At 58.6% G+C, this 23,547-nt stretch carries 18 protein-coding genes; 8 read left to right on the top strand and 10 right to left on the bottom strand.

Annotated features, from left to right (window positions below; genetic code table 11):
• Window positions 1-40: 40 nt before the first annotated feature.
• On the bottom strand, window positions 41-1,825 hold the full coding sequence (locus NE851_RS28735; protein ID WP_127431340.1) for an adenylate/guanylate cyclase domain-containing protein: 1,785 nt from the start codon (window positions 1,823-1,825) through the stop codon (window positions 41-43).
• 100 nt (window positions 1,826-1,925) lie between these two features.
• Complete coding sequence (locus tag NE851_RS28730) at window positions 1,926-4,244, bottom strand: membrane-bound PQQ-dependent dehydrogenase, glucose/quinate/shikimate family (protein WP_127431341.1); 2,319 nt, start codon at window positions 4,242-4,244, stop codon at window positions 1,926-1,928.
• A 256-nt stretch (window positions 4,245-4,500) separates the two neighbouring features.
• On the opposite strand from NE851_RS28730, the gene NE851_RS28725 reads away from it, so the two are divergent.
• Complete coding sequence (locus NE851_RS28725; protein WP_025570058.1) at window positions 4,501-5,610, top strand: acyltransferase family protein; 1,110 nt, start codon at window positions 4,501-4,503, stop codon at window positions 5,608-5,610.
• A 564-nt stretch (window positions 5,611-6,174) separates the two neighbouring features.
• Window positions 6,175-6,477: a hypothetical protein gene (locus NE851_RS28720; RefSeq protein ID WP_028756340.1), complete on the top strand. Its 303-nt coding sequence runs from the start codon at window positions 6,175-6,177 to the stop codon at window positions 6,475-6,477.
• 71 nt (window positions 6,478-6,548) lie between these two features.
• Here the strand turns inward: NE851_RS28720 and NE851_RS28715 are convergent, their stop codons facing one another.
• Entirely contained in the window at window positions 6,549-7,205 is a 657-nt protein-coding gene (locus NE851_RS28715; RefSeq protein ID WP_028756341.1) for a sugar transferase, read from the bottom strand.
• Window positions 7,206-7,656: 451 nt separating this feature from the next.
• On the opposite strand from NE851_RS28715, the gene NE851_RS28710 reads away from it, so the two are divergent.
• Window positions 7,657-8,409, top strand: a complete 753-nt coding sequence (locus tag NE851_RS28710; protein ID WP_028756167.1) for a Crp/Fnr family transcriptional regulator — start codon at window positions 7,657-7,659, stop codon at window positions 8,407-8,409.
• A 285-nt stretch (window positions 8,410-8,694) separates the two neighbouring features.
• On the opposite strand, the gene NE851_RS28705 is transcribed toward NE851_RS28710, so the two are convergent.
• Together NE851_RS28705 and NE851_RS28700 are read right to left on the bottom strand one after the other, a co-directional pair.
• Window positions 8,695-9,717 carry a glycosyltransferase family 2 protein gene (locus NE851_RS28705; RefSeq protein WP_025570051.1) on the bottom strand — a complete coding sequence of 341 codons (1,023 nt, stop codon included), beginning with the start codon at window positions 9,715-9,717 and terminating at the stop codon, window positions 8,695-8,697.
• Between the two features lie 132 nt (window positions 9,718-9,849).
• A complete protein-coding gene (locus tag NE851_RS28700; protein ID WP_097544937.1) occupies window positions 9,850-10,764 on the bottom strand; it encodes a glycosyltransferase family 8 protein in 915 nt (304 codons plus the stop codon).
• 306 nt (window positions 10,765-11,070) lie between these two features.
• Here NE851_RS28700 and NE851_RS28695 point away from each other — a divergent pair, with 306 nt between their 5' ends.
• The gene (locus tag NE851_RS28695; protein ID WP_047618555.1) at window positions 11,071-11,370 is read left to right on the top strand and encodes a hypothetical protein; all 300 of its coding nucleotides are present in this window, start codon (window positions 11,071-11,073) and stop codon (window positions 11,368-11,370) included.
• Between the two features lie 185 nt (window positions 11,371-11,555).
• Here the strand turns inward: NE851_RS28695 and NE851_RS28690 are convergent, their stop codons facing one another.
• From NE851_RS28690 to NE851_RS28670, 5 genes are all read right to left on the bottom strand, one after another.
• Window positions 11,556-13,025, bottom strand: a complete 1,470-nt coding sequence (locus NE851_RS28690) for a hypothetical protein (RefSeq protein ID WP_127431342.1) — start codon at window positions 13,023-13,025, stop codon at window positions 11,556-11,558.
• Between the two features lie 125 nt (window positions 13,026-13,150).
• Window positions 13,151-14,548: a polysaccharide biosynthesis/export family protein gene (locus NE851_RS28685; protein WP_097595694.1), complete on the bottom strand. Its 1,398-nt coding sequence runs from the start codon at window positions 14,546-14,548 to the stop codon at window positions 13,151-13,153.
• A 6-nt stretch (window positions 14,549-14,554) separates the two neighbouring features.
• Window positions 14,555-15,577 carry a glycosyltransferase family 2 protein gene (locus tag NE851_RS28680; RefSeq protein WP_174824504.1) on the bottom strand — a complete coding sequence of 341 codons (1,023 nt, stop codon included), beginning with the start codon at window positions 15,575-15,577 and terminating at the stop codon, window positions 14,555-14,557.
• Window positions 15,574-17,331, bottom strand: coding sequence for a GumC family protein (locus NE851_RS28675; RefSeq protein WP_047618564.1), 1,758 nt, complete (start codon window positions 17,329-17,331; stop codon window positions 15,574-15,576). The genes NE851_RS28680 and NE851_RS28675 overlap by 4 nt, the downstream gene beginning before the upstream one ends.
• Before the next feature lie 139 nt (window positions 17,332-17,470).
• Window positions 17,471-18,175 carry a sugar transferase gene (locus tag NE851_RS28670; protein ID WP_028756174.1) on the bottom strand — a complete coding sequence of 235 codons (705 nt, stop codon included), beginning with the start codon at window positions 18,173-18,175 and terminating at the stop codon, window positions 17,471-17,473.
• 472 nt (window positions 18,176-18,647) lie between these two features.
• On the opposite strand from NE851_RS28670, the gene NE851_RS28665 reads away from it, so the two are divergent.
• From NE851_RS28665 to NE851_RS28650, 4 genes are all read left to right on the top strand, one after another.
• Window positions 18,648-19,382, top strand: a complete 735-nt coding sequence (locus NE851_RS28665; RefSeq protein ID WP_025570037.1) for a Crp/Fnr family transcriptional regulator — start codon at window positions 18,648-18,650, stop codon at window positions 19,380-19,382.
• Window positions 19,379-20,728 carry a glycosyltransferase family 4 protein gene (locus tag NE851_RS28660; protein ID WP_254959510.1) on the top strand — a complete coding sequence of 450 codons (1,350 nt, stop codon included), beginning with the start codon at window positions 19,379-19,381 and terminating at the stop codon, window positions 20,726-20,728. The genes NE851_RS28665 and NE851_RS28660 overlap by 4 nt, the downstream gene beginning before the upstream one ends.
• Window positions 20,725-21,969, top strand: a complete 1,245-nt coding sequence (locus tag NE851_RS28655; RefSeq protein ID WP_063474362.1) for a glycosyltransferase family 4 protein — start codon at window positions 20,725-20,727, stop codon at window positions 21,967-21,969. Before NE851_RS28660 ends, NE851_RS28655 begins: the two co-directional genes overlap by 4 nt.
• 80 nt (window positions 21,970-22,049) lie before the next feature.
• Window positions 22,050-23,531, top strand: coding sequence for a lipopolysaccharide biosynthesis protein (locus NE851_RS28650; RefSeq protein WP_254959509.1), 1,482 nt, complete (start codon window positions 22,050-22,052; stop codon window positions 23,529-23,531).
• The last annotated feature ends 16 nt before the right edge of the window (window positions 23,532-23,547 follow it).

Genomic DNA, 23,547 nt, shown 5'->3' with positions numbered 1-23,547 from the left:
AAATGAGTTGCCGGGACGTCGGTCCGAGCCGCAGTTCCTGTCAGCTTTGGCGAGTATCCGGGACCACCAGGCCCGCCTTGCGGAGGCCTTCAACACGGCGGCTAAAGTCCTCGGGGTTTCGGAATGGAAGGACGCGGCGGCGGCGCTCGACGGAGAAATTGGGATTGATCTGGAGCGCTTTTTCCCAGGCCTGTCTGCTCTCTTCCGGCCGCCCGAGGTGGCCGTAACATGACGCGAGCAGGGCATAGGCCGTTTCAGATTGGGCGTTTTGCTGGAGCCGCTGCTCGATCGCGGCAATCGCCTGCTCATATTCGCCGAGAGAAAAGTGCGCATCGGCGAGAAATTGGAAAAGAACTTCCGGATGGTGCGGGTCGAGCCGCATCGATTCATTCAGTGTCTCGAGAGCGCCTGCGGGATCGCCGGAAAATATCTGGATATGGGCCATCAGCATCAGGAGGTCGGCGGAGTTGGGAGAAAGCGTGAGGCCCTGCAACACTTCTGCGCGCGCCCGGTCCAGTTCCCGGTTCCACATGCAAGCCATGCCCAGCGCGAAGTGGCCATTCGGCTGTTCCTCGGCCATCTCCATTGCCTGCTGCGCGAGATCCAGTCCGATCCGCAGCGAAGCCTCCGGATCGTTGCTCCACGCGTTGATGTAGTCGAGCACATGCGTGAAGGAAATCAGGGCCTGGGCTGCCGCATAATCCGGATCGATAGCGAGGGCGTCGGCCGCCAGGCTGCGGGCGGCTAGATTGCCGGTTCGGGTGTGGGCTGACGCCTGCTCGCGGCCGCGCAATAGGAGCTCGTATGCGCCGATATCGACTGCGCGCCCTTGGACTAACCGGTCCTGGTCGCCATGCGTGAGATTCAGCTTCAGCGCCGCCACGATCTCCTGGGTGAGCTCATCCTGAACCGCAAAAATATCCGTGAGTTCGCGATCGAAGCGGCTGGCCCAGATATGCCCGCCATTGTTGGCGTCGATCAATTGGGCAGTGACACGCACGCGGTTGCCGGCCTTGCGCACGCTGCCTTCCAGGACATAGCGGACGCCGAGCGCCTTGGCCATCTCAGGCACGGAGGCTGTGACGTTCTTGTAGACGAAGGATGAGTTGCGGGCGATCACGTGCAATTCTGAGAGCTTCGAAAGGTCGGTAATGATGTCCTCGCTGATGCCGTCGGAGAAATATTCCTGCTCGGCGTCGCCGCTCATGTTGTTGAACGCCAATACGGCGATGGAGGGCTTGTCGGAAACGGCCGTAACCGGAGGCATTTTCATTGCGGGCTGGACTTGTCGTGCCGTGTTCGACAGCGGTCCGACCTGGAGAGAATAGACCTGCATCGGCTCAGCGATATTCTTCAGCTGGATCCGGCCGAGATCGGTCACGGCAAGATCAAGCCGCGCTTTCACCTGGCGGTAGGCATCCTCGGAAAGACAGATGGCGCCGGGCTTGGCAATGCCCTCCAGCCGCGCGGCGATATTGACGCCGTCGCCCATCAAGTCGCCATCGCTTTCCTCGACCACATCCCCCAGATGGATCCCGACCCGGAACTCGATGCGATGCTCGGGCGACACGCCGATATTGCGCTCGACCATGGCAGTCTGCACTTCGATTGCGCAGCGCACGGCGTCCACGACGCTGCGAAACTCGATGAGGCTTCCATCCCCGGTACGCTTGACCACACGGCCATTGTGCACGGCGATGGTCGGATCGACCAGATCGCTGCGCAGAGTTCTCAACCGCGCCAGGATGCGATCCTCGTCCGCACCGGCGAGACGGCTGTAGCCGACCACATCCGCGACCAGGATCGCCGCCAGTTTTCGCGTCACGCTCGTAGCCTCAGTTCCTTGTCGGACCAAAATAACACAGTGTGAGCGGTAGCGTCGCCAAATCCCGTTTGCCTTTGCTGAGAAGCGGCCGGTGGCCAGGCTAATCTCCGTTTTTCAGCGAAAAGGCAAAGACGTAGTCGCCGGCGTCCTTCGAATATGGTGCGCCGCCGACCGATATCAGGACATATTGCTTGCCTGTTTTCGGCGAGACGTAGGTCATGGGCGTCGCGCTCGAGCCGACCGGCAGGGGATATTTCCAAAGCTCGGTACCGTTCTCGGCATCATAGGCGCGGATATAGTAGTCCTGGAAGCCGGCGAAGAAAACGACACCGCCGGCGGTCACTGAAGTGCCGGCATAGCTCGGCAAGCCCATCGGCATAGGCAAACGGGTTTTGATCTTGAACGGCCCGAGTTCTTCGGCGGTCCCCGCCGGAACCTGCCAGGCGATCTTGCGGGTACTCAGATCCACCGCCGTGACGGTGCCGAAGGGCGGCTGCGTGCAGGGAACGCGGAGCCTCGAGGTCCACATTTCGGTGGCCATGCCATAGGGCGTACCGCGCTGCGGGGCGGAGGGGCCGTGCGCGGTCGTGGTGAGGGCAAAATCGACATACTCCGCGCGCGGGATGAGCGCGAAGAGGCTCGGTACGCGGATATCGTTCATGAAGACTCGGTTGTTGGGCAGATCGACCGATACGCTTCCCCAATTAAGGCCACCCAGATTTCCCGGCTGCTGGATCGCATATTGGGTGCCGATCGGGGTGAAATCGCCGTCGTAGCGCATCTTTCGGAAGGCGATGCGGCATGCCAGCTGATCGAACATCGTCAGGCCCCAAGCCGTCTGCTCGCTCACGCGTTCCGCGCCAATGGTCGGCATGCCGACGGAATAGGGCTGCGTCGGAGACAGTTTCTCTTCCGGTGCGCCGCCTTGCTGCGGCACCGGCTTCTCCTGGACTTCGGCAAGGGGCAGGCCGGTCTGACGGTTGAGCAGGAAAAGCTGCCCACGTTTGGTGGTCTGCAGGAGAGCGGGCACGGTGGCGCCATTGCCGTCAGGCAGATCGATCAGGACCGGTTGAGCCGGCAGGTCATAGTCCCAGATGTCGTGATGCACGGTCTGAAACTTCCATTTCTCCCGCCCGGTCGTCACATCGAGCGCCACCAATGTCGCGTTGTATTGGTCGGCGAAGGCCGGACGATTGACGCCGTAATAATCCGGGGTGGTATTGCCGAGCGGCGCATAGATGAGACCGAGCTTGTCGTCGAATGCGGCCGTCGTCCACATATTGGGTGTGGCCCGCGTATAGGTCTGGCCCTCCGGTGGGAGTTTGGTGACCTCAGGATTGCCGAGATCCCATGCCCATTCGAGCTCGCCGGTGACCACGTTGAATGCGCGGATGACGCCCGAGGGTTCGCCGACCTCCTGATTGTCGGTGACCCAGCCCCCGACGACGATCAGATTGCGGGCAATCAGCGGCGCCGATGTCTGGAAGTAATAGCCTGTCTTGACTTCGCCCATGCCCTGGGAGAGCTGCACGGTGCCATTGTCTCCGAAGCCCCTGCAGGGGGCGCCGGTCTTGCTGTCGATCTCCAGCAGACGGGCATCAATCGTTGTCTGCACCAGGCGCTCGTTGCAAAGACCGTCGGCGGATTGCGCGTCCTGCGGCATCTTATAGTAACCGAGACCACGGCAGCGCTGCCAGTAAGGCGCCGTCGCCTTGGGATCGAAGATCCAGCGCGGCTTGCCGGTATCGGCATCGAGCGCTGCGATCACATCCGTCGGCGTGCAGGTGTAGACCGTGTCGCCGATCTGCAGAGGCGTGTTCTGATCGGCGCCATCGCTCTTTCCGGTGCGGTATGTCCAGGCAAGATCGAGTTTGGAGACATTGCCGCGGTTGATCTGATCGAAGGGCGAGTAACGATCTCCCGCCGTGGTGCGGCCATAGGAGGTCCAATCGGAGGGAGAATTGTCGCCCTTGGTCGCCTTGTAGGCGGTGATGCCGGCGGAAGGGCGGATGACGCCATGCGGCGTGAAAGCAAGGCTAAAACCGGCAACGAACAGGATCGCCGTGACCAGGGCGCCGCCATGGTAGAGCTTCCGGTTGGCGGTCGGCGAGAGCGATGGCGCAAAGAGAAGCGCAAAACCCGCCAGCGCGATCGGAGACATCAAGCGCGCAAAAAGTGCCCAAAAATTGAGACCCGATTCCCATAGCGCCCAGGGAAAACTGAAGATGGCGACAAGCAGGACGATGAGGCCGCCTGAGGTCTTGCGGCGCCAGAGCAGAAACGCGGCAACCAGATAGGCAAGCCCGACGATCGCATAATAGGGCGAGCCGCCGAGGCTGAGCAGCAAGGCGCCGCCTCCTATCAGCCCCAATCCGATCAGGGCGAGAACAATACAGAACAGGGTGGCTAGAAATTTCATAGTCTCCTCATCCAATCTGCTGCCCGATCGCCTGGATCCCAACTCCGACCGTCGCATGGCGCCCCGGGAAGCGCGGGGCCATTGGATTGGCGGTCGGATACGTATCTTCGGGAGAGCGGTGCTCTCTCGTTCAATTTTTACTTGATGTAGCTGTGGTCACTGACACGCCGCCCCGATCCGGCAATGATGCCGCCGCCGCTCCTGCGGCAACGGCTTGCCATTCCAAATCGAGTCAATACTTCTGAAAGGGGCACAGATGTTTCTCGGCGAAAAGCTTGATCTAGCGAACGGGCGACCGACAGGATTCGATTATATGCGATTACTGTTAGCCTTTTCAGTGCTTTGGATACATACGGCCCGCGTCACGTACGGCGATGACCTCTTTCTTTGGGAGTCACCCTTCCGTCCTGTCATCAAGTCAGTGCTGCCCATGTTCTTTGTCCTGAGCGGGTTCCTGGTGGCTGGCAGTCTTGAACGATCGAAGACATTGATCTCCTTTCTCGGGAATCGGTTTATCCGGATCTACCCTGCTCTTGCGGTAGAAGTGTTGCTGGCTGCCTTTATACTCGGAGCGATCTATACGGAGTATGACCTGCGTGACTATTTCACCGATCCTCAGTTCTTTACTTATCTGCTGAACGTCACCGGGCACATTCACTTCAATCTTCCCGGCGTATTCCTGGACAATCCTGATGCTGCGATGGTGAACGGGCAACTCTGGACGGTGCCCTTCGAGCTTGAGTGCTATGCTGCGATCGCCGCCCTGTTTCTGCTCGGCGTGGTCAGGCGGCGCGTGATCGCCCTGATCGCAACGCCGGCCTTGATCATAGCCTTTGGTATCGCAAGATATTGGAAGCATGAAAGCGACTGGGCCACCATGCCCACGACCGCATCGGGCAATCTGCTTATTTGTGCATTTCTGGTGGGGGTGACCTTCTATCTCTACAAGGACAGGGTTCGCTGGGATATCCGGATTTTCCTCGCCTCAGTGGCAGTCATCCTCTGGGCCTACTGGTTCACCTCTTTCGGAGACTTCATTGCCATCCCGGCAATCGGATATGTCACGGTTTTCCTCGGTCTGACCTCGCCCCGAAAGCTTGGTGTTCTGCGCGGGGCCGACTATTCCTATGGCGTCTTCCTCTACGGCTACCCGATCCAGCAGGCCTTCGTCGCGCTCGGGCCTTGGGCGCATAACTGGTGGCTGAACGGCATCGTCTGCAGCATTATTGCCACCTGCTTTGCCGCTTTCTCGTGGAGATTCATCGAAAAGCCGGCGTTGAAATTGAGGAAACAAGTAACCTGGCTTGAAAATCTCAGGCTTCAGCGCGGCACGAAACGACAACTGGCCGGGGCGGTCTCGAAATAGAGTTCTGGATGCCGGCTTGGAGGCGGGCAATTCCGGAACAGGCTCAATCCAGAAAACAACTCAATAGGGCTCGCCATCACCGCGAGCCCTGTTTCTTTGATGCTGGCTGAGCGCCACAGACGAAAATCCGGGCCGTTTGCAAGGGCCTGGTTTGCAGCAGGCTTGCTGCACGATCACTGCCATATCGACGTACCTACACCGATAAGCGCGGCCCGGATTTGGTGCGCATATCCGCTCATGCGTAAGCCTATGTTCAGACTGATCTTTTCGGTTGGACAAGGTAACGTCGTGGCTAGATCTATGACTGTATTAATCCTCCAAATGCCCAACTTTTCCAGCTGTCGTATCCGATGGTTTCTTGGTTTTTTGGGGAGTGATCGGCCCTTCTGGATGAATAGTTGAATATTCTCCAGTGTTGTTCAATCGATCTGTTGGGCGGCTATTAGCAATATTTTAACGGCAATAGATAAAATACTTTGATCGAACTTCGTTTCGACTTTGGGTTTTGTCATGTCATTGAGGGGCTGACGGTGGCTTGAAGAAGGTGAAGAGAGGAGCAGAATAATGCTGAAGAGCACGCTCATCGTGATTGCCGTCTCCTTCGCCGCCGGAGCGACCATTCGCGCCTGGGCCTTCGCATTCTTTGCATTTCTGCTGGTCGCGGCTTTGAGCGTTGTGATCCTGCTGAAAGGTTCTTCCTTGACGGAGGCAATCGCTTCCGGCCTCCAAGTGCTTGTATTGATGGAGATATGCTATCTGGCGGGTCTCTTCGCTTTCTCGTTGGGGGGGCATATTCAGAAGCGCCGGAAAAAGACCTCCATCGCTGACCGCTCCCATGCGACCGGCAAGCGTCCTCATGGATGGTGACATGACCGATGCGGCAGGAAGCTCGGCTGTGCTATGGACGCAAACCCGCTGAGCACTTTTGCTGGAATTGCTTAGGAGTCCACCCTGGGCAGTAAGGCGTGCCGGGAAAGCAGGGCCGAGAGTGTTTTTGCGATGATCACGAAATCCAGCGCGAGCGTCCATTTGGACAAATACTCGACGTCGAGGGAAACTCTGTTCTGATGGCTGGCGTCGTTGCGTCCGTTGATCTGCCAGTGGCCGATCAAGCCGGGACGGACGGCCATATAGGCAGAGGCATGTTCGCCGTAACGCGGCAGCTCTTCCTTGGTAATGGCGTGGGGCCCGACGAGGCTCATTTGACCCAGCAACACGTTGATCAATTGCGGGAGCTTGTCGAGGCTCGATCGTCTGACGATAGCGCCGACGACAGTGACATGTGCCTTGGCCGTTGCGTCGGCGCGTGTCGTGCGAAACTTGAGGCAGCCAAACTCTTTTCCCTTATAACCGATCCGCGGATGGGAATTGAAAATGGGTCCCCAATCACTTAGCGTTATGATGGCTGCTACGGACAGAAGAAACGGTGACAAAAGGAATAAGAGACCTGTCGCAATGATGATGTCGAATGCGCGTTTCAGAAGTCTGCTGATCGTATGGGATTGTGACGAATTGAATGGACGCCTTTCCTGCCGCGCCCTGGCGAAATCCCGCCAAGGTTCGGTTGGGTTGCGCCCATGATTTTTTCCCGCCATCCGCGTCTCCGTTAGGCGAATCCCAGAAATCACAGTCAAAAGCTTGTTTGAGTGCAAGTTTGGTGTCTGTGACCGAAGTCATAACCGTGGATAAATTCTTTATCATGTGAAGAATTTCTTGTGAATAGTTGAAGAAGTATTTTTTTAGAAAAATATACATCTGTGATGTTGGAAATATTTATTCCAGGTAAAAATATTATTATTATATTGTTGGCCTATTCTAACGGCGCACAATTGTTTCGAATTGTATAAAAATTATCCAACAGCTTCAAAAGTGTGCTTTTGACAGAATTAAATATGGATTTTATGATATATAAATGTGAGGATTCGTCAGAATTATGTATAGTTTTAGAATGTAAATTTTATATTATTATTATTTGACTTTCTAACTTAACGCATTACGAATGTCGGTGACGACAATAAATCAATTAGTCTGCTTGGAGTTGCGCGTATGGACGGTGCGATTAGCATCAAAGACAGCAGGATTGAAGGAGGCGCGGCGCGAATAAGCGAAACGGTTACTTGCGGTCCTGTAGGTATTGTTTACGGCGGCCGGCCGGATTTGGATCACGAGTTTCCGTTTTGCCGCTCGAGTGTTCGAAAATTTCGTCGCGGTGAGGTTATTGCCGGCGCCGGTGTCGTCATCGACATGTTTGCCCGCGTGCAGCGCGGAATGGTGAGTGCAAGCACCCCGCTTGCCGATGGACGCGAGTTCATCGTGGAAATCATTCCGAAAGGCGGCTTGATCGGCGAATTGGAGGTGTTGCGCAAACAGTCTCTCAGCCTGGAATATCGGGCCACGGCGGACTGCGAACTGCATTACTTCGACGGCCGTTTGCTGCGGGACTGGTGTGCGAATGATCCGCAATTTCAGGTGAAGATCCTGTCGAAGGCACTGGCGCGTGTTTCAGAACTCGAACTGCGGATTATTTCCAACGCCGGGTCGAGTTTAAGGCAGAGGCTGGCCCGGACGCTGCTGCGTCTTTGTGCCTTGTACAACGTCGATACGCAGAATAGCGGCAACGAGCTCATTATCTCCCAACACCACCTGGCCGCGACGCTGCCGGCGTCGCGTGAGAAGGTCAACCAATGTCTGCGCCGTTTGCGCGAGAGCAAGGTGGTTGACGGGACACAGGGCAAAATCCGCATTCTCAATCGGAAGGCGCTTGAGGCTTATGCCGAGGGGGCAGTGTCTCTCGCTTGAGGCACCGCCGCGATAAACAAAAAACGGAGCAGCAGAAAGCCTCGACAGAACCCGCCACCGGCGGGTTCTGTGTTTGATGCGGTGGGCGTTGATAAATCGGAGCAAGCAGGGCCGAAAGATCAGCCTGGCGGTTTGCCTTCATGCACATTATCGCAAACCGCTGCGGATTTTGCGTGGCCTGCTTTAGAGCATTTCCGTTTTTCTCCGAATCATGGAAATGCTCTATCTCTTTGTTTTCACGCAATTCCGGACGGAAAACCGCTACGCACTTTTGCTGGAATTGCTCTAGACTTCGCTCTCGCAAGCATGTCTCCAGTATTGCCAGCCTTCACCCTGGATCAGCCCGTGATCGGACAGGTCCTTCCAGCTTCTGTAGGTGCCCGTATCCTCACAGACGAAGTCATCCATGTCCTTGCTCGAAGAGTATACGGTATATTCTTCCGTATGTTGGGACAGGTGCGCCGCATCGGCAACCTTGTGCACGAAGGTCGACAGGAACTTGAAATGCAGAAGAGCGCCGGATACGCCGAGCGCTCCGCGCATGTCGCCCAGATTTAGGGAGAGCGGCCAGACCTGGTGCGATGATTTCAGAAACAGACGTTCACCCTTGATATAGACGAGTGGTATCTTATTGAGCGCGGGGCCGTCCCAGAGCCGGTCGTGGAAATAGACGCGCCCGCGGACGCCGCCCTTGATCCATATCGTCCCGTTGCGTTTGTCGAAATGTGCGACATAGCCGGATCGGTCGAAGAGATTGCAGACCTCGAGCGGGTTGCGACCGGGTTCGCATATGTTTTCGAGAACGGGATGCGGGCTGTACATGTCGATCATGACCGAGCGGAGCGAGTGGCCGCCCATGGATTCGATATAGGTGGTCAATTGATCGATCGGTCGTGTGTCGCAATGCGGATAGACCAGAAACTCGTCCGCATCGACATAGAGGACCCATTTCTCCCGGCAGTGGCGGTTGATTACTTCGTTGATCCAGTCGTTTCCGAATCTCGCCGCCTTGTAGGAGCCATGAGCCGAAAGAAGGGACACATCGTCGAAGCTGGACAGCAACTCGGCCGTACCGTCGGACGAGCCGTTGTCGATGCAGATGAAGTGCTCGAAGCCGAGATCGCGATAATACTGCAGGAAGAATGCCAGCCGATGTCCCTCGTCGCGGATGACGCAGATGACGACATGACGCGCCTGCTTGAGCCCGTCGCGCAGCAGGTCGTAGCGAACCTGCCGAGCCTTGAGCGTCCGGCGCAGGCGAGCTTTTAGGTAATGCGAGATACTGGCGGCGGAAGCCCTATAACTCATATTCTGTCCTGAACACTATCCATTCTGGGTGAATGGATGAATACTTGCGCATCCGCCTGCAATCCACGGCTCGACCGGCAATCCCGACATCCGTCACGCGGACAATCCTCAGGTCTGACCAACAACACATCATCATACGGCGTAGTCGCCGCCGACCAGCAGGCTCTGGACGCGCGGATGGGGTCCGTTTTTCTCGATTGCGTGTTCGATGCGCGCTCGTATCGATCGGTATTTATACAGCATCTTACGGTCGAAGCTTATTCCGCGATACAGCGCGTTGTAAATCGGATGTGCTTTGCGCAGGTCGACGTAGACTTGGCTTTCCTTGTCGGTCCATGGAAAGAAGGTGCCATGCCACGGCTTCGGATGCGCCATGTAATGGACGATCGACAGGGAGGACATGTTTACCAGATGAAGGAACTGTTTGGGGAAGTTCCAGCGGTTCGATACGAGTATAAGCGATGAACCGCAGACATAATTCAATGCGCCTTGATCATGTTTGCCCTCGCAGGCCTCGGGGTTTTTAGCAAAAAGCTCAAGCGCCTCCTGCCCGATCCAACCGTTGCGGTGGAATTTCAGCACCCCTGCGTTGAAATAGTAGCTGCTCTTTCCAGTGTCGAGGAAGTCATGGATCGCGGTGTAATCGCGCGCCGCGAAAAACCTGCCCTCGGGCACAGTGGCATTTTCGAGCCGACTGAGATCGCTGACGATCTGGGTATCTCCATCGAGATAGATGATCTGGGTATAGTTGGCAGGCAGGATCTCGCAAAGGACCAGCTTGGCCATGGTGCTGACGCTGATGCGTCCCTGGAAATGCGAACTGTCGAGCTTGCCGAGCGAATCCCGCAGCGCGTCGGTCGCATCGATCAAGTCGACCCGGCTCGTTGCCAGCAGGGCTTTCAGCTCTTCGAAATTATCGAGATGTTCCGACATGAGGACGCAGACATCTGTCGCGGGGCTTGCAAATTTGCGAGCCTGAAGTGCGGAGAGAATGGTCGGAAATGAATACTCGACATCCGTGACGTAGACGACGCACTGATTGTTCATGTCATCACCCTTCCGATTGTGCGCAATACGAATGAATCGGCATTGACTTGCCCGTCGAGGGAACGATTGAGAATTGAGCCGACGGGTCTGTCATATGAAGGCCCTGTTCGGTATATATAGCCGGTGCTCAGCGCCGCAGAGCTGAACGGGTGTCTGGCCGCCGGCGGTTTTTATGTGTTTCATTGTTGAGATATTCGCCATGAAGAGTGCCTTGCCTGTAAAAAGGCTGTGTTTCGACATCGTGTTTCGCGGTACGACGGTCGGTACCGGGACCCTTGTCGGAAAGCAGAGGGAAGGGGAATTGTCATGCTGATCACCGCAGTCGTGGCAGCGGTGATATCGATAGCTGCCGGAGCTTCCATCCGTGCCTGGGCTTTCGCAATTTTCGCCTTCCTCGTGGCAATCGGCTTCGGCAGCGTGGTTTTCAGCGACGGCTCCTCCATGATCGCGGCCATCCTCTCTGCCATTGCCATCCTCGCACTCATGGAAGTTGGCTACTTGGCAGGCGTGTTCGTTTCGGGGTTTGTGCGGCGTAGTGCCAGGCAGCGGCAAAACAATTCCGTCGCAGATAACGTCGCGGCCACCAGAGAGCGCCAGCAGAGCTGATTTTGACATAGAATCCGCAGAATAGCCTTCTGGGGACGGTTTTGCGCGATCGCGTTCGGCCGACGAATTGCTATTACCGGCAATGTTTGAAAGATGCGGCGCGGCCGGCCGATTCCGAACCGGCGCGGGCATGCCGATGGCTCGACGAGACCATCTCGCGCCATGGCGAAACTGCAAGGCGGGCGTCATCGCGTTGAAAACATCGGCGCTCTCATCTGAGATGTCGATGTCTCCAGTGGGGTCCGGTTGGCAAGCGATCGGGTCGCCTGTCGTGGCGAGATATTGGTTGTCGCCAGGCAACCGGCCGCCAGGCCCGCCGTGGTGCTGAACAGCAAGCCGAGATCGGTACCGCTTCCTGATATCGATGCCGAGGCGACCTGGGCTATCGATGCCATAATTGCGGCGTTTCCGATCGCGTGCGTTTTCCGATCGCCTGATATGTGGCGGCCGGACGCCCTCACAAGGCTGTACAGGAAGGTGGCGAAGAGCAGAGTGCCGGTCAAACCGACATTAGAGAGCAGGGCTGCGATAAAACTCGAAGCTCGAACCGTGCCGAGCCCGGCGCCGAAGGTAGCGGTGTCGACGAATGCGATCAATGCCAGCGTATTCCAGGCGGTCCGCTCTTCGCCGGATTGCGATTGGAGCTTGTCCGATAAGGTCGTGTTCACAAGGCCGGCGATGGAATCCCACGCGTCGGGGACAAGGCTGAGTGCGACGATGGCGCAGGGGATCAAGAACAGCGTGATCACCAGGAGTGTGACATGCGGCGTCGTAGCCGGCCCCCCGATCAGCCGTTTCAGGCAGAACAGCACGAACATGCAGACGACGAAGATGCCCGCGATATAGGCGGTCGTCGACGTGCAGAGGACGATCGTCGGGCCGATGAAGATCGTTGCAAGTCCCGCCATTCGGCTTTGAACACGCTCCAGCCAGAGCATGAGCGTGAAGGAAAAATAGGCCAGTGCGACCGCGCCATACATGCTTGCTTCGGGAAAGGGGCCGACAATGCGCTTGAAGCCGCTGATCGTCTCGGCCGTATGCATCGTATAATTTGCGTTCCTGATGACATCGAGCAGGTAGGACTGGCCGGTCAGGAAGGTTCCGATATCAATCAACGCCAGGGCAAAACAGACGATTGACGCCACGATCAACTGCTGTGCGATGAAACGGGCATATCCAAGTCTTGCAAGCCCTGAAACGAGGGCAAAGCAGGCGAGGTCGCCGAGCAGATAGACAGACTGGCTGAGATTGGACGAACCCGGCGCCAGCGGCGCGGCTACCGTCGACATCATGCCCGATGCGTCTCGTGCCGAGGAATAGACGAGGGTTGCGCCGGCAAAAATGCGGGGCAAGAAGAAAGACGATGCCACGGAAAACAGGATGTAGGTGGCAAACCAGAAGCCGGGGCCTGGATAGGCGAGGCTGGTCAGTATGGCCTGCGTTTGAGCCGGGCGCAGCAGGGCGGCCGCAACGAGAAAGAGCACCAGAAGATGGCTCGGCTGGATGCTGCTGCTGCCGAGCGCCGGCAATTGGAGCGCCGCTGCGGCGCCCAAGAGCGTCGACAGGCAGAGGGTCGCTATAGAAAAACGCGCGCCGTTGACCATGGTGAGCAGGCCAAGCAGCAGAATGAGGAAGCCGATCGGTTCTATCGACATGCTTCAGATCCCGATCCGGAGGACGAACGGCCAAGGCATCGGGTTTGCCGAAAACCGGTATCCGGCTTTCGGCGCGATGCTTGAGGCGAAAGCCGCCTGTTGTCATCGATGATCACAGCCGCCCCCTAATTCGCTCCCGTCTGGGATATCCAGCCGGGAGCCGCCTGATTGTCTCCGGCGACATTAGACAGCGGGACTGCCGAGCTTTGCTGCTGCGGCGCGGACTGCAGTTGCAGTGGAGGCGGTGGCGTCTGAAGGTCGGTGTCGGTGTCGGTGTCGATGCCGATTTCGACGACATCATGTGGCCGCAAGGTGGTCGTCTCGTCCGCCTCGATGTTGCGATAAGTCCCATCGTCGTTGCGACGCACGATCCGGTAGTTTTTCTGTGCTCTGCCAAGACCCGGCATGTCGGTGTTCATCTGCGCGAGTTGAGCGCTGTATCCGGCCTGTTCGCCGAGGAGTTGGGCCACCTGGATGTCGATTGCCGCCCTGCCGATCGCGAGATTGACCTGATTCAGCAGTTCCTGGTTTTCGCTGTTCTGCCTGTTGGCGATGTTGATCTTCGAGCGATCGGCTTCGCTGAGCCCCTGGCGAGCCGTGGTCAGGGCGACCTCGAGATCGATCAGCGTACCTTGTGCATCCGCCGCCCAGCGGTCGACCGAGACCTGACGGGAATTGCTGACCAGGCCCTTGCTCACCAGACTGTTGACATTATCCAGTTCCTTCTGCGCAAGATCGATCTGCCGCTTCTGCGAATTGATCTTGGCTTCGAGCGACTCGACCTGCTGGCCGTAGAGACGCGCGAGGTCGCTCGCCGCGTCGATCTGGCTCTGGATATCGACGCGGCGCAGCCGCATCAGGTTCAATTCCTGCGCCTTCAGCTTGTCCACATCGGGCGTTCCGACGAGCTCGGCAGGGATCTCGAAACTCTGTTCGCCGGCAATTTCGGCACGCAGCCGCGCCTGGCGCATCAGAAGATCGCGCCTGTTGAGAATGGCCGTTCGATAGGCGCCTGCAGCCTGGATCCGGTCGCGCTCGAAGACGGTATTTTCCTCGCGATCCCGAAGGAAGCCGCCGGCAATGCTGACGGCCTTCATGACCGTCATATCTGCCTCAAAAGCATAGCGCCCGGGGGTCTGCACGGTTCCGGTTACGAAGATCGGCGCATGCTGGGCGATCTCCAGGGCGATGAACGGTTTTCCCGGCAGTTCGGCCTTTTCGGACAGTGCGCCGGCGATCGCATCGGCGACCTGCTGCGTTGTTTTCCCGATCGCCTGCACCTGGCCGGCGATCGGGATCGACAGATTGCCGGCATCGTCGACGGCATAGGTCCCGTCGAGCGCCTCCCAGCTGGCATATCGGGAATCCGACGATCGCCATTCAACGACACGCAGTCTCACCTGGTCTTCCGGCACAAGAGTGTAGTTTTCCGCATGGGCGACGCTCCAGCCGGTCATGCAGGAGAATACCAGCAAGGCAAGGGCGACGGAGACGAGGCGATCGGACAAGGATGTGTGCTGCATTGTCTGCTATCTCCGTTTCGTTGCGATCGATGGCGACGGCATCTCGCGCGGCGAAGGATTGCCGAACTCGAGAATGCGGGACGGAGAGGTACGGCCGACAACAAGATCGGACAGCGCCAGAAAATTTCCGTTCAGACGTCCCCAGCGGTCGATCAAGCGGTCATTGAACAAGAGGCCCCGCGTATTCGCCAGGATGTTGCGGCCGATCTGGACGACGGCACGACCCCTCGACATCGTGCCCTTCCGGATCAGATAGACGGGATTGGCAACCTGCGAATAGCCGAGCCTTCGCCCGGGCTGGCGCCCGGATCTGACACCGAGATGCACCCCGCGGGCGCCTTCGACATGCACGGACCTGCCATAGCGGGCGATGGACCGGCTGAAATCGACATCCTCGAGCCAGCCATAGAGCGGCAGCTGTTCGTCAAAGGCCAGCGCGTGCTCGAGAACGGGTGAAAGGCGAACTGCCATGTTGCATCCGTAGGCGTTGTAGACCTCCGTCACCTGCTCGGTTGCTTCGCCCGCAGTATCAAGAACCTGCAGGGCCTTTGACATGCTGAGGCCACCATCGAGGACACCGTCGGCCAGGACTTCGCCGGTGGCGATCGCCACGTTGGGGTTAGCCGCAAAGACGGCCGCCATCCGGGGCAGGAAGGTCGCGGCGGGAATGAAGTCATCGTCCAGGAAGATCAGAACATCGATATCGAAAGCGGCAGCCTGGATGATCCGGTTGCGCTGAGAGGTCAGGCCGCGGCTGCCGACGATGACTTCCACATCGCAGCGGTCGGCGAGCCCGGCGGCATCGTCGATCGCGGGCACGCAGACGATCAGCCGCTCCGCCTGGTTCGGCAGGGTGGTCAGATAGTCGACCGTCTCCCGCAGTATCGAGGGGCGGCCCGCCGAGGCGATCCCCACGGCCATTCGCAGTGGATGGCTTGCGCGCTCCGCCATGGCTTCAGGTCCGCAAGGGACAGGCGCCGGCCCGATCGACCCGTCCTGCCTGGTTGCTTCTGCCGAGGGGGAGGTCATGACTGCATTCTCTTCGGCGCATGGTTGATGATCGCCCCGAGGATCTCCGCGCCGACATTCCGCAGCGTGTCGATGACGCGCATGGTATCGTCGATCGAAGTGTGCCCGTGCGAGGTCACCACGAGGACACCGTCCAGCTCCGACGCGATCGCATTGGCATCCGGCGACGCGGAGAATGAGGAGATATCGACGAATATGGCGTCGAATTCCTTTTTCAGGTCGGCAAAGCTCAACTGCGTGCGGCGGGAACTCAGGCGAATGGCCGGCGTCACCGCTTCGACCTTGCCGAGAGGAAGGAATTTCAGCGTCGGGGTGAGCGGCAATGCCGCCGTCTGAATCAGCTCACCATTGTCGAGAACATCGACTAGGCCTGTGGAACTATCGGGCGCGATAGATTTGCTGAGCGAGGATTTCTGCGCGGCCGCATCGATCAGCAGCGTGTGCGCCCCTGATATCGACGACAGCACCGCAAGTTCGCATGCTATGGTCGATGCGCCACTGCCGGGATTGACGGCGACTATACCGATGACGACCCGGCGTTTGCGCCGAAGACCGACGACCGTCGCGCTCAATTCCGCCATGCCCGGAATAACAGGATAGGCGGCTGTGTCGCTACTGCCGGTGTCGGCGGCGAGGAAACGCGCGGGGTCTCCATTCCGGCTCTTCCTCGATGTCGACAGCAAAGTGACGAAGGGCAACCCACCGGCTTCCGCGATCTGATGGGGGCGGACGATCCGGCGATCGCCGGCATGCCTGATCATGGCAAGTGCCAGGCCGGCGCCAAGACCAACCGCCGCCGCAAAGGCGATGATGAGCGTGCTGCGTGGTCTCTCCTTCGAAAGAGGCAGCGTGGCTCGTGAGACGATCGTCGCATCGGACACCGGGTAGGTGATGCGCTGCTTGGCTTCGGTCAGCTGGTTCAAGGTATTTTCATAGAGGGTGCGGCGAGCGTCCGTCGCGCTCTGCAGTTCCGCAAGCTTGAATTGATCGCGCGGATTGCTGGTGAAGCTGGCCAGGGCGCTGGCAGCTTCGGCCAGTCCCCGTTGCTGCTCGATTACGAATTTTGCCAGCCAGTCGCTATATTGCCGGGAAGCATTGGCCTTCATCGCGATATTCTTCTGGATATACTGCCTGGCGAGCGTGTCGGCGATGTCGACTGCCTTCTGAGGGGTGGACGCTGCCGCCGATATCTCGATGATCGTCGAACTGCCGATCCGGCGTACTCCCATCATACTCTGCAGAGTGGCGATCGCCCGATCGTGGGTCCGCTCCTCTTCCGTCTGCGGTCGTCTCTCACTCGGGGCTGCGTCTGCCGTTTCCTGAGATGCGTCCGGTTCTGAAGAGATTCCCATCAACCAGTTCTTTGCCCTGTCCTGCAGCGAAGGCGTCTGATCGACAAAGTCAGGATCGGTGTCGAGACCAAGGACTCTTACCGTTCCGCTGACGACATCGCTGGATTTGGCAATCTCCAGTTGACCCTCTATGAATGCGTCTTCCGCGAAAGCCCTCTGGGCTTCGGAGCCGCTCACCTGGGGGAAGATCACAAGCTGCGTGTTGGCAACGAAAGTCGGCTCGACGGTCAGCAGGTAGCTCCCTGCGATTGCGAGGAAGGCGATCGTCGTCGTCACAATCCACAGCCAGCGCATTCTGAGAAAGAACAGCATATCCCGCAAGGTCAGCGGCGAATTCCCGCCAGTGGCTGCGGGAGGCAGAGATATCGGAGAAACACCGCTGAAGATCGTGCTCGAGGTCATGTCGTCCTATTCCAAAATGGCGATATCACGGAGTCACCAGGCACCGGGTGACCGGGTGCTGGCAGCTTGGAGGGGACGGGGGGGGGGAGTAGTGTGTCTTCCGATTTCAGGCATGATCGGCAGCCCTCCCCCTGAAGGCTCAGTACGAGCCACGCTGCGAAAACAGGGCGGGAATTGTCTTGGCAATGATGACGAAGTCCCGGCCGAGCGACCAGTTGTTGAGATACTGGACGTCGAGGGAAACCCGGTACTCGTAGCTGACATCATTGCGCCCGCTGGTCTGCCAGTGACCGGTCAGGCCCGGGCGGACGGCCATGTAGGCCCATATATGCTCGCCGTAGCGCGGCAGTTCCTCGGCGGTGATCGGCCGGGGGCCGACAAGGCTCATTTCGCCGCGCATGATATTGATCAGTTGCGGAAGCTCGTCGATGCTCGACCGCCTCAGAATCTCGCCGACGGCCGTGATTCTCGGATCGTCCTTCAGCTTGCGCGTCGCTTCCCATTCGCTTCGCGCAGCCGGGTTGTTTTCCAGCAATTCGGCAAGCTGAGCACTCGCGTCGGTCTTCATCGTCCGAAATTTGAGGCATCCGAATGGCGCTCCGCCGACCCCGATGCGCGTATGGGAATAGAAGACCGGGCCGCGGTCGCTCATCTTCACGATCAGTGCGACGAGCAACAGAAGCGGGGAAAGCAGGATCAAGGCGATAACGGCGATGAAAAGGTCTATCGCGCGCTTCGACGATCTGCCCGCTGCACGGGGCCGGGACGAATGGAGATCGCCGCCTTTCGCGGGCGGCCGCCCAACACGCGACCAAGCCTCGAAACTATGTGCTTCCCATGTCATCGGTGGTCTCCAAACATTCCGATTAAGAACCGTTGAAAGTTTGCTGCGCCGCACCCTGGTTGTCTGTTACCAAGGTCATAATCCTTAACAAATTCTTTATGCTACTAACCGGCATTAGTGAATTCCAACTACACCCAATAGCCTTATTTTCATATCTAATGACAATCTAACCTACTTCATGGTGATTAATAGGCGCAGATTCATTTACAGTTTTGATATGATCATTTCGGTCGTTGCTGATTTTTAATTCACCAAGACTGTTTAATAAGCATGTGTCATTGATTGAACGATGGTTTTGTGGTTTCGCCGAAATTTTGATTGCAATTGATAATGTATCTTTTGCTTCTCAACCAAATGTAGACTTTATCTTTGCGTTATCTCTTGCCGATGTTATTTGACTCTCATATTAAGACAATATAAATGATGCAGTGCAGCATTGCCTATGGTTATTCGAGTACTGGGAGTTGTGCGCATGGACGGGTTGACACACGCATCAGATCGCAGAGCCGGCATCGGCAAGGCGGCGGTACCGGCTAACGGCGGCATTCATCTCAACAGTCGCATCGTCATTGACGACGAATTTCTTTCCTGCCGATCGAGCGTCCGACGTTTCCGGCGCGGCGAGGTCATCGCCGGGGCCGGCGTTCTCGTCGATACGTTTGCGCGCGTACAGTCGGGGGTGGTCAGCGCAAGCACGATGCTACCCGACGGCAGGGAATTCATCGTCGAGATCATTCCGAAATCGGGCCTTATCGGCGAGCTCGAGGTTCTGCGCAGGCAGGCCTTGAGCCTCGAATACCGAGCCGGTTCCAACTGCGAACTGCATTTCTTCGAAGGCCGGCTGCTGCGCGACATGTACGCCAGCGACCCCAGCTTTCGCGAAAAGGTCTTCTCCAGGGCGCTGGCGCGTATTTCAGAGCTTGAACTCCGGATCATTGCAAATGCGGCGTCGAGCCTGCAGTCGAGGCTGGCCAGTACGCTGCTGCGGCTCTCCGCCGTATATGGAAAAGATGCGGCAAACAGCGGGGACGAGCTGATCATCTCGCAAAATGACCTGGCGGCGACGCTGCCGGCGTCCCGCGAGAAGGTCAATCAATGCCTGAGGCGCCTGCGGGAAAGCAAGATCATCGACGGCGGGCAGGGCAAGATCCGCATTCTCAACCGCAAGGCGCTGGAGGCCTGTGCCAACGCGGTTTCGGTGAAGTGATGGGCTCATCGCTCCCCGAGGCCCCTCGATCCGCTGCTAGCTTCGGCCGCTTTCCCCGCCCCGGCACCACAAAAATCGATCGCGTCGTCATCATCGACGACTACTCGGTGGCCAGAGGCGGTGCAACAGCGCTTGCGGTGTTGTCTGCCAAGCTTTTTCGGGGGCTCAGCATCCCTGTAACCTATATTTGCGGGGATGACGCCGCCAATGCGGAGCTTGCCGCACTTGGGGTCTCGATGGTCGGGCTGAACAGCCGCGACCTGCTCAGCGCCGAACGTGCCAAGGCTTTCGTGACCGGCATTCACAATGGCGCCGCCGTCCGTATGGTCGCCAACTGGATTGCCGCACAGGACACCGCCAACACCGCCTATCATGTGCATGGCTGGCACCAGATCCTGTCTCCGGCAATTTTCAGGGCGCTGATGCCGGTCGCCAGGCGATGCGTGGTTCACGCACACGATTTCTTCACGGCCTGCCCCAACGGCGCGTTCTTCGACTATCAGGCGCAGGAAATCTGCCTTCGACGTCCGCTCGGGGGAAGCTGCATCGCAACGGCCTGCGACAAGAGAAGTTATTCGCATAAATTGTGGCGGGTCGCCCGTGGCTCCAATATCCTCTGGCGCCTGAAGGATCAGGCCGATTTCGGCCGGATAATTCTGCTGCACGAGAAGATGGCGAGCTTTCTCGTCGGCGCCGGCTATCGGCCGGAGCGGCTGACGACGATCCGCAATCCCGTCGCTCCCCTATCCATCAAACGCATCGAGGCGGAGGCCAACGACGAGTTCGTCTTCATCGGGCGGCTGGACGAGGAGAAGGGCATAGAAGACGCTGTGGCCGCCACGCGCAGAGCCGGCGTCAGGCTCTGCGTGATCGGGGACGGGCCGCTGATGCCGTTGGTCGCAGCGTCAGGAAATCACGTCAGGGCCTTGGGCTGGCAGTCGCATGCGGAGATTGGCCCGACCATCCGCAAGGCGCGTGCCCTGTTGATGCCTTCGCGCTATCCCGAGCCGTTCGGCCTCGTCGCTATCGAAGCAGCCAGGAGCGGTCTGCCGGTCATCATGTCGCGCAGCGCCTTTCTCGCCGAGGAAATGGAAAGAGCCGGCATGGCGCTTGCCTGTGATACGGCTGACGAAAGCGCCTTTGCCGAGACTTTGGCGCGATTTAGCCAGATGCCGAGGCATGAGGTCCGCGCCATGAGCGAGCGGGCTTTCCGGCTGTCGCCGGATCTCGCCTCGACACACGAAGAATGGCGCGACGCGCTTCTTGCCGAATATCACAGCCTGATTTCAACGAATGTGGTTCCCGAACTGACAGACGGTGTGGCGATACAAGGAGTATTCAGTTGACCCTTAAAGCAACAACCTCTCTTCCTGACGCGAGAGCATTTCTTGGTGATGCGCCTGTGATGGCGAAAAGACGCGTCGCGGAGGCCGGAAGCGCAAGCGAAACCAAGCAGCTGCGGGTTGCCATCGTGCATTACTGGCTCGTTTCGATGCGCGGCGGCGAGAAGGTCGTCGAAGAACTGTGCCGCATGTTTCCGCAGGCCGACATCTTCACCCTCGTCTGCAACCGGGATCGCATCAGCGATTTTCTGAAGACGCGGAACATCCGCACGTCCTTCCTGCAGAAGATCCCCGGCGCGCAGCGTCATTATACCAAGATGCTGCCGCTGATGCCCTTCGCGCTCGAGCAGTTCGACCTGCAGGATTACGATCTCGTGCTGTCGAGCGAATCTGGACCCGCCAAGGGCATCATCACACGCGCCGACGCCCTCCATGTCTGCTACTGCCATTCGCCGATGCGCTATATCTGGGATCAGTTCCATGTCTATCGCCATGGCCTTCCCTGGGTGGGCCGCGCGTTGATGTCGATCACCGCGCCCATGCTGCGCGCCTGGGATGTGACGACGTCCTCGCGTGTCGATCTGTTCGTCGCCAACTCCGATTATGTCGCAAGCCGCATCCGCCGCTTCTACGACCGGGAATCCATCGTCATCCATCCTCCCGTTGCGACCGATGATTTTGCGGTGGGGAAGGGGAAAGGCGAGTTCTATCTCTATGCGGGACAGCTGACCACCTACAAGCGGCCGGATATCGCCGTTCGCGCCTGCACTGAGGCCGGCCGAAAACTGGTGGTGATCGGCGAGGGCGAACAATTGGCTTATCTGAAGTCGATTGCCGGACCGACCGTCGAGTTTCTCGGCCATCAGCCCTTCAACGTTCTGCGCGATCACCTGTCGCGATGCCGCGCCCTGTTGTTTCCGGGTACCGAAGATTTCGGCATCCTGCCGGTGGAAGCCATGGCATCGGGGCGGCCGGTCCTGGCGTTCGACGCCGGCGGCGCCAGGGAAACCGTTTCCTCGCCGCAGGTCGGCTTTCGCTTCGCAGAGCAGACCACAGAAGCTCTGCTGGAAACGATGGCGGCGTTCGAAGAGGTGGAGGACGATATCGATCCGCATGCGATCCGCGCCCACTCGCTGAAATTCTCTTCCGCCGTGTTCCGCGACCGTCTGTCCGGCCTGATCGAGCAACAACTATCCACCCATGGCGACCGGCCCGCCGACGTCTTCAGAAGACGGCCGGGCTGACGGGAAGAAGCGGAGCCGCCTGCGTTGCCGCCGCGACCGAAACCGTCTCAAACCCTCGACGAGGAATAAATAAACAGACCATGTCAAGCGTATCTCAGAGGACGGCGACGGCGAGCATCTGGACCATCAGCGGAAAATTCCTGGCGCGGATGCTCGATTTCGTTAGCCTCCTTGTCCTGGCAAGGCTTTTGAGCCCCGCGGATTTCGGCCTGGTCGCCATCGCGACCTCGGTGCTGGTCATCGTCGAGACAATTTTGGACCTGCCGCTGACGCAGGCGCTGATGCGTCAGCCGTCGCCTTCGGACGATATGTTTGCCACGGCCCTTACCCTCAGCCTGCTTCGAGGCGTGGCCATCAGCACGCTGATGATGATCATCTCCTGGCCGATGGCGCTGATCTATGACGATTCCCGGATTTTCTCTCTTGTCGCCGTGCTCTCCATCGCGCCTGCCATGCGCAGTGTGATCAGCCCGCGCATGGTGTTGTTCATGCAGCGGTTCGATTTCAAACGCGAGTTCGCACTCGATCTCATCACCAAGGGGTCGACACTGCTATTCGGTGTCGGGGTGGCGGTCGCGACCGGCAGCTATTGGGGACTGGCGATCGGCGCGGTTGCAGGCCCGACCGCCGCGGCGATCACCTCCTATGTCTTTGCGCCGATGCGGCCGAGGTTCAGCCTTTCCGAGTGGAAGCACTTTCAGGACATGATCAGCTGGAACACCGTCTCGCAGGTACTGAGTTCGATCAACTGGCAACTGGACCGGCTGCTTTTGCCGCGCTTTACCGGCTTGTCGACGTTCGGCGCCTTCAGCGTCGCCGACAACATCGCCGGTATTCCATACCAGACCTTCGTTGGGCCATTACTGCGTCCGCTGATGGCGGCATTCTCGACCGTCGATGACAGTCGCAATCTGATCGCGGCCTATCTGAAGGCGACGAACGCGATCACCTTCGTTGCCGCGCCCATCCTCCTCGCGCTCGCTTTTCTTGCCGAGCCGTCCGTACGCATTATCGTCGGCGAGAAATGGGCATCCGCGGCGCCGATTCTACAATGGCTGTGCATCGTCAGTCTGCTCGGTCTTCCCACGAACATGATGCCGCCATTGGCTATGGTCCTGAACAAAACCCGCTATCTCGCTCTCCGGATGTTTGCCGAGTTCGCCGTCAGGGTTCCGGTCACCATCCTGGGCGTTGTCTATTTTCAGGTAGCAGGAGCATTGGGTGCGCGGATCGTGGCGGTGCTTGTCGCCTATGCCGCATCGCTCATCATCACGCGGCGGCTGATCGGCGCGACGTTTGCCGCTCAGTTGTATGCCTTTTTACGGCCTCTGGCCGCGAGCTTGCCGATGATCGCTTTCCTGCTGTGGATCGCGCCGATGCTCTCCGCCATGCCTGTCGGCCTCAACCTTGTCGTCAGCCTGGCGCTTTGCGGCGGGGCGGCAGTAGCGATCTTCTGGGCCTTCGCGCTGCTCGTGTGGCAGGTTGTCGGTAGACCCGACGGCATCGAGACCATCGTCGTCCAAAGGCTCATGCCGCGACGAAGCGGGGTTCTCACTTCATGATCGAAACAAGTGCAGT

It is taken from the genome of Rhizobium anhuiense bv. trifolii (assembly GCF_024346605.1).
GTDB lineage: Bacteria > Pseudomonadota > Alphaproteobacteria > Rhizobiales > Rhizobiaceae > Rhizobium > Rhizobium anhuiense.
This window is presented reverse-complemented; position numbering and strand designations above follow the sequence as displayed.

Excerpts from the sequence above, each read along its gene's own strand:
- NE851_RS28675 (WP_047618564.1), bottom strand. The coding sequence starts at position 17,331 with ATGACCTCGAGCACGATCTTCAGCGGTGTTTCTCCGATATCTCTGCCT.
- NE851_RS28650 (WP_254959509.1), top strand. The coding sequence starts at position 22,050 with ATGTCAAGCGTATCTCAGAGGACGGCGACGGCGAGCATCTGGACCATC.
- NE851_RS28730 (WP_127431341.1), bottom strand. The coding sequence starts at position 4,244 with ATGAAATTTCTAGCCACCCTGTTCTGTATTGTTCTCGCCCTGATCGGA.
- NE851_RS28725 (WP_025570058.1), top strand. The coding sequence starts at position 4,501 with ATGTTTCTCGGCGAAAAGCTTGATCTAGCGAACGGGCGACCGACAGGA.
- NE851_RS28680 (WP_174824504.1), bottom strand. The coding sequence starts at position 15,577 with ATGACCTCCCCCTCGGCAGAAGCAACCAGGCAGGACGGGTCGATCGGG.
- NE851_RS28665 (WP_025570037.1), top strand. The coding sequence starts at position 18,648 with ATGGACGGGTTGACACACGCATCAGATCGCAGAGCCGGCATCGGCAAG.
- NE851_RS28715 (WP_028756341.1), bottom strand. The coding sequence starts at position 7,205 with ATGGCGGGAAAAAATCATGGGCGCAACCCAACCGAACCTTGGCGGGAT.
- NE851_RS28690 (WP_127431342.1), bottom strand. The coding sequence starts at position 13,025 with ATGTCGATAGAACCGATCGGCTTCCTCATTCTGCTGCTTGGCCTGCTC.
- NE851_RS28705 (WP_025570051.1), bottom strand. The coding sequence starts at position 9,717 with ATGAGTTATAGGGCTTCCGCCGCCAGTATCTCGCATTACCTAAAAGCT.
- NE851_RS28670 (WP_028756174.1), bottom strand. The coding sequence starts at position 18,175 with ATGACATGGGAAGCACATAGTTTCGAGGCTTGGTCGCGTGTTGGGCGG.
- NE851_RS28720 (WP_028756340.1), top strand. The coding sequence starts at position 6,175 with ATGCTGAAGAGCACGCTCATCGTGATTGCCGTCTCCTTCGCCGCCGGA.
- NE851_RS28685 (WP_097595694.1), bottom strand. The coding sequence starts at position 14,548 with ATGCAGCACACATCCTTGTCCGATCGCCTCGTCTCCGTCGCCCTTGCC.
- NE851_RS28700 (WP_097544937.1), bottom strand. The coding sequence starts at position 10,764 with ATGAACAATCAGTGCGTCGTCTACGTCACGGATGTCGAGTATTCATTT.
- NE851_RS28695 (WP_047618555.1), top strand. The coding sequence starts at position 11,071 with ATGCTGATCACCGCAGTCGTGGCAGCGGTGATATCGATAGCTGCCGGA.
- NE851_RS28710 (WP_028756167.1), top strand. The coding sequence starts at position 7,657 with ATGGACGGTGCGATTAGCATCAAAGACAGCAGGATTGAAGGAGGCGCG.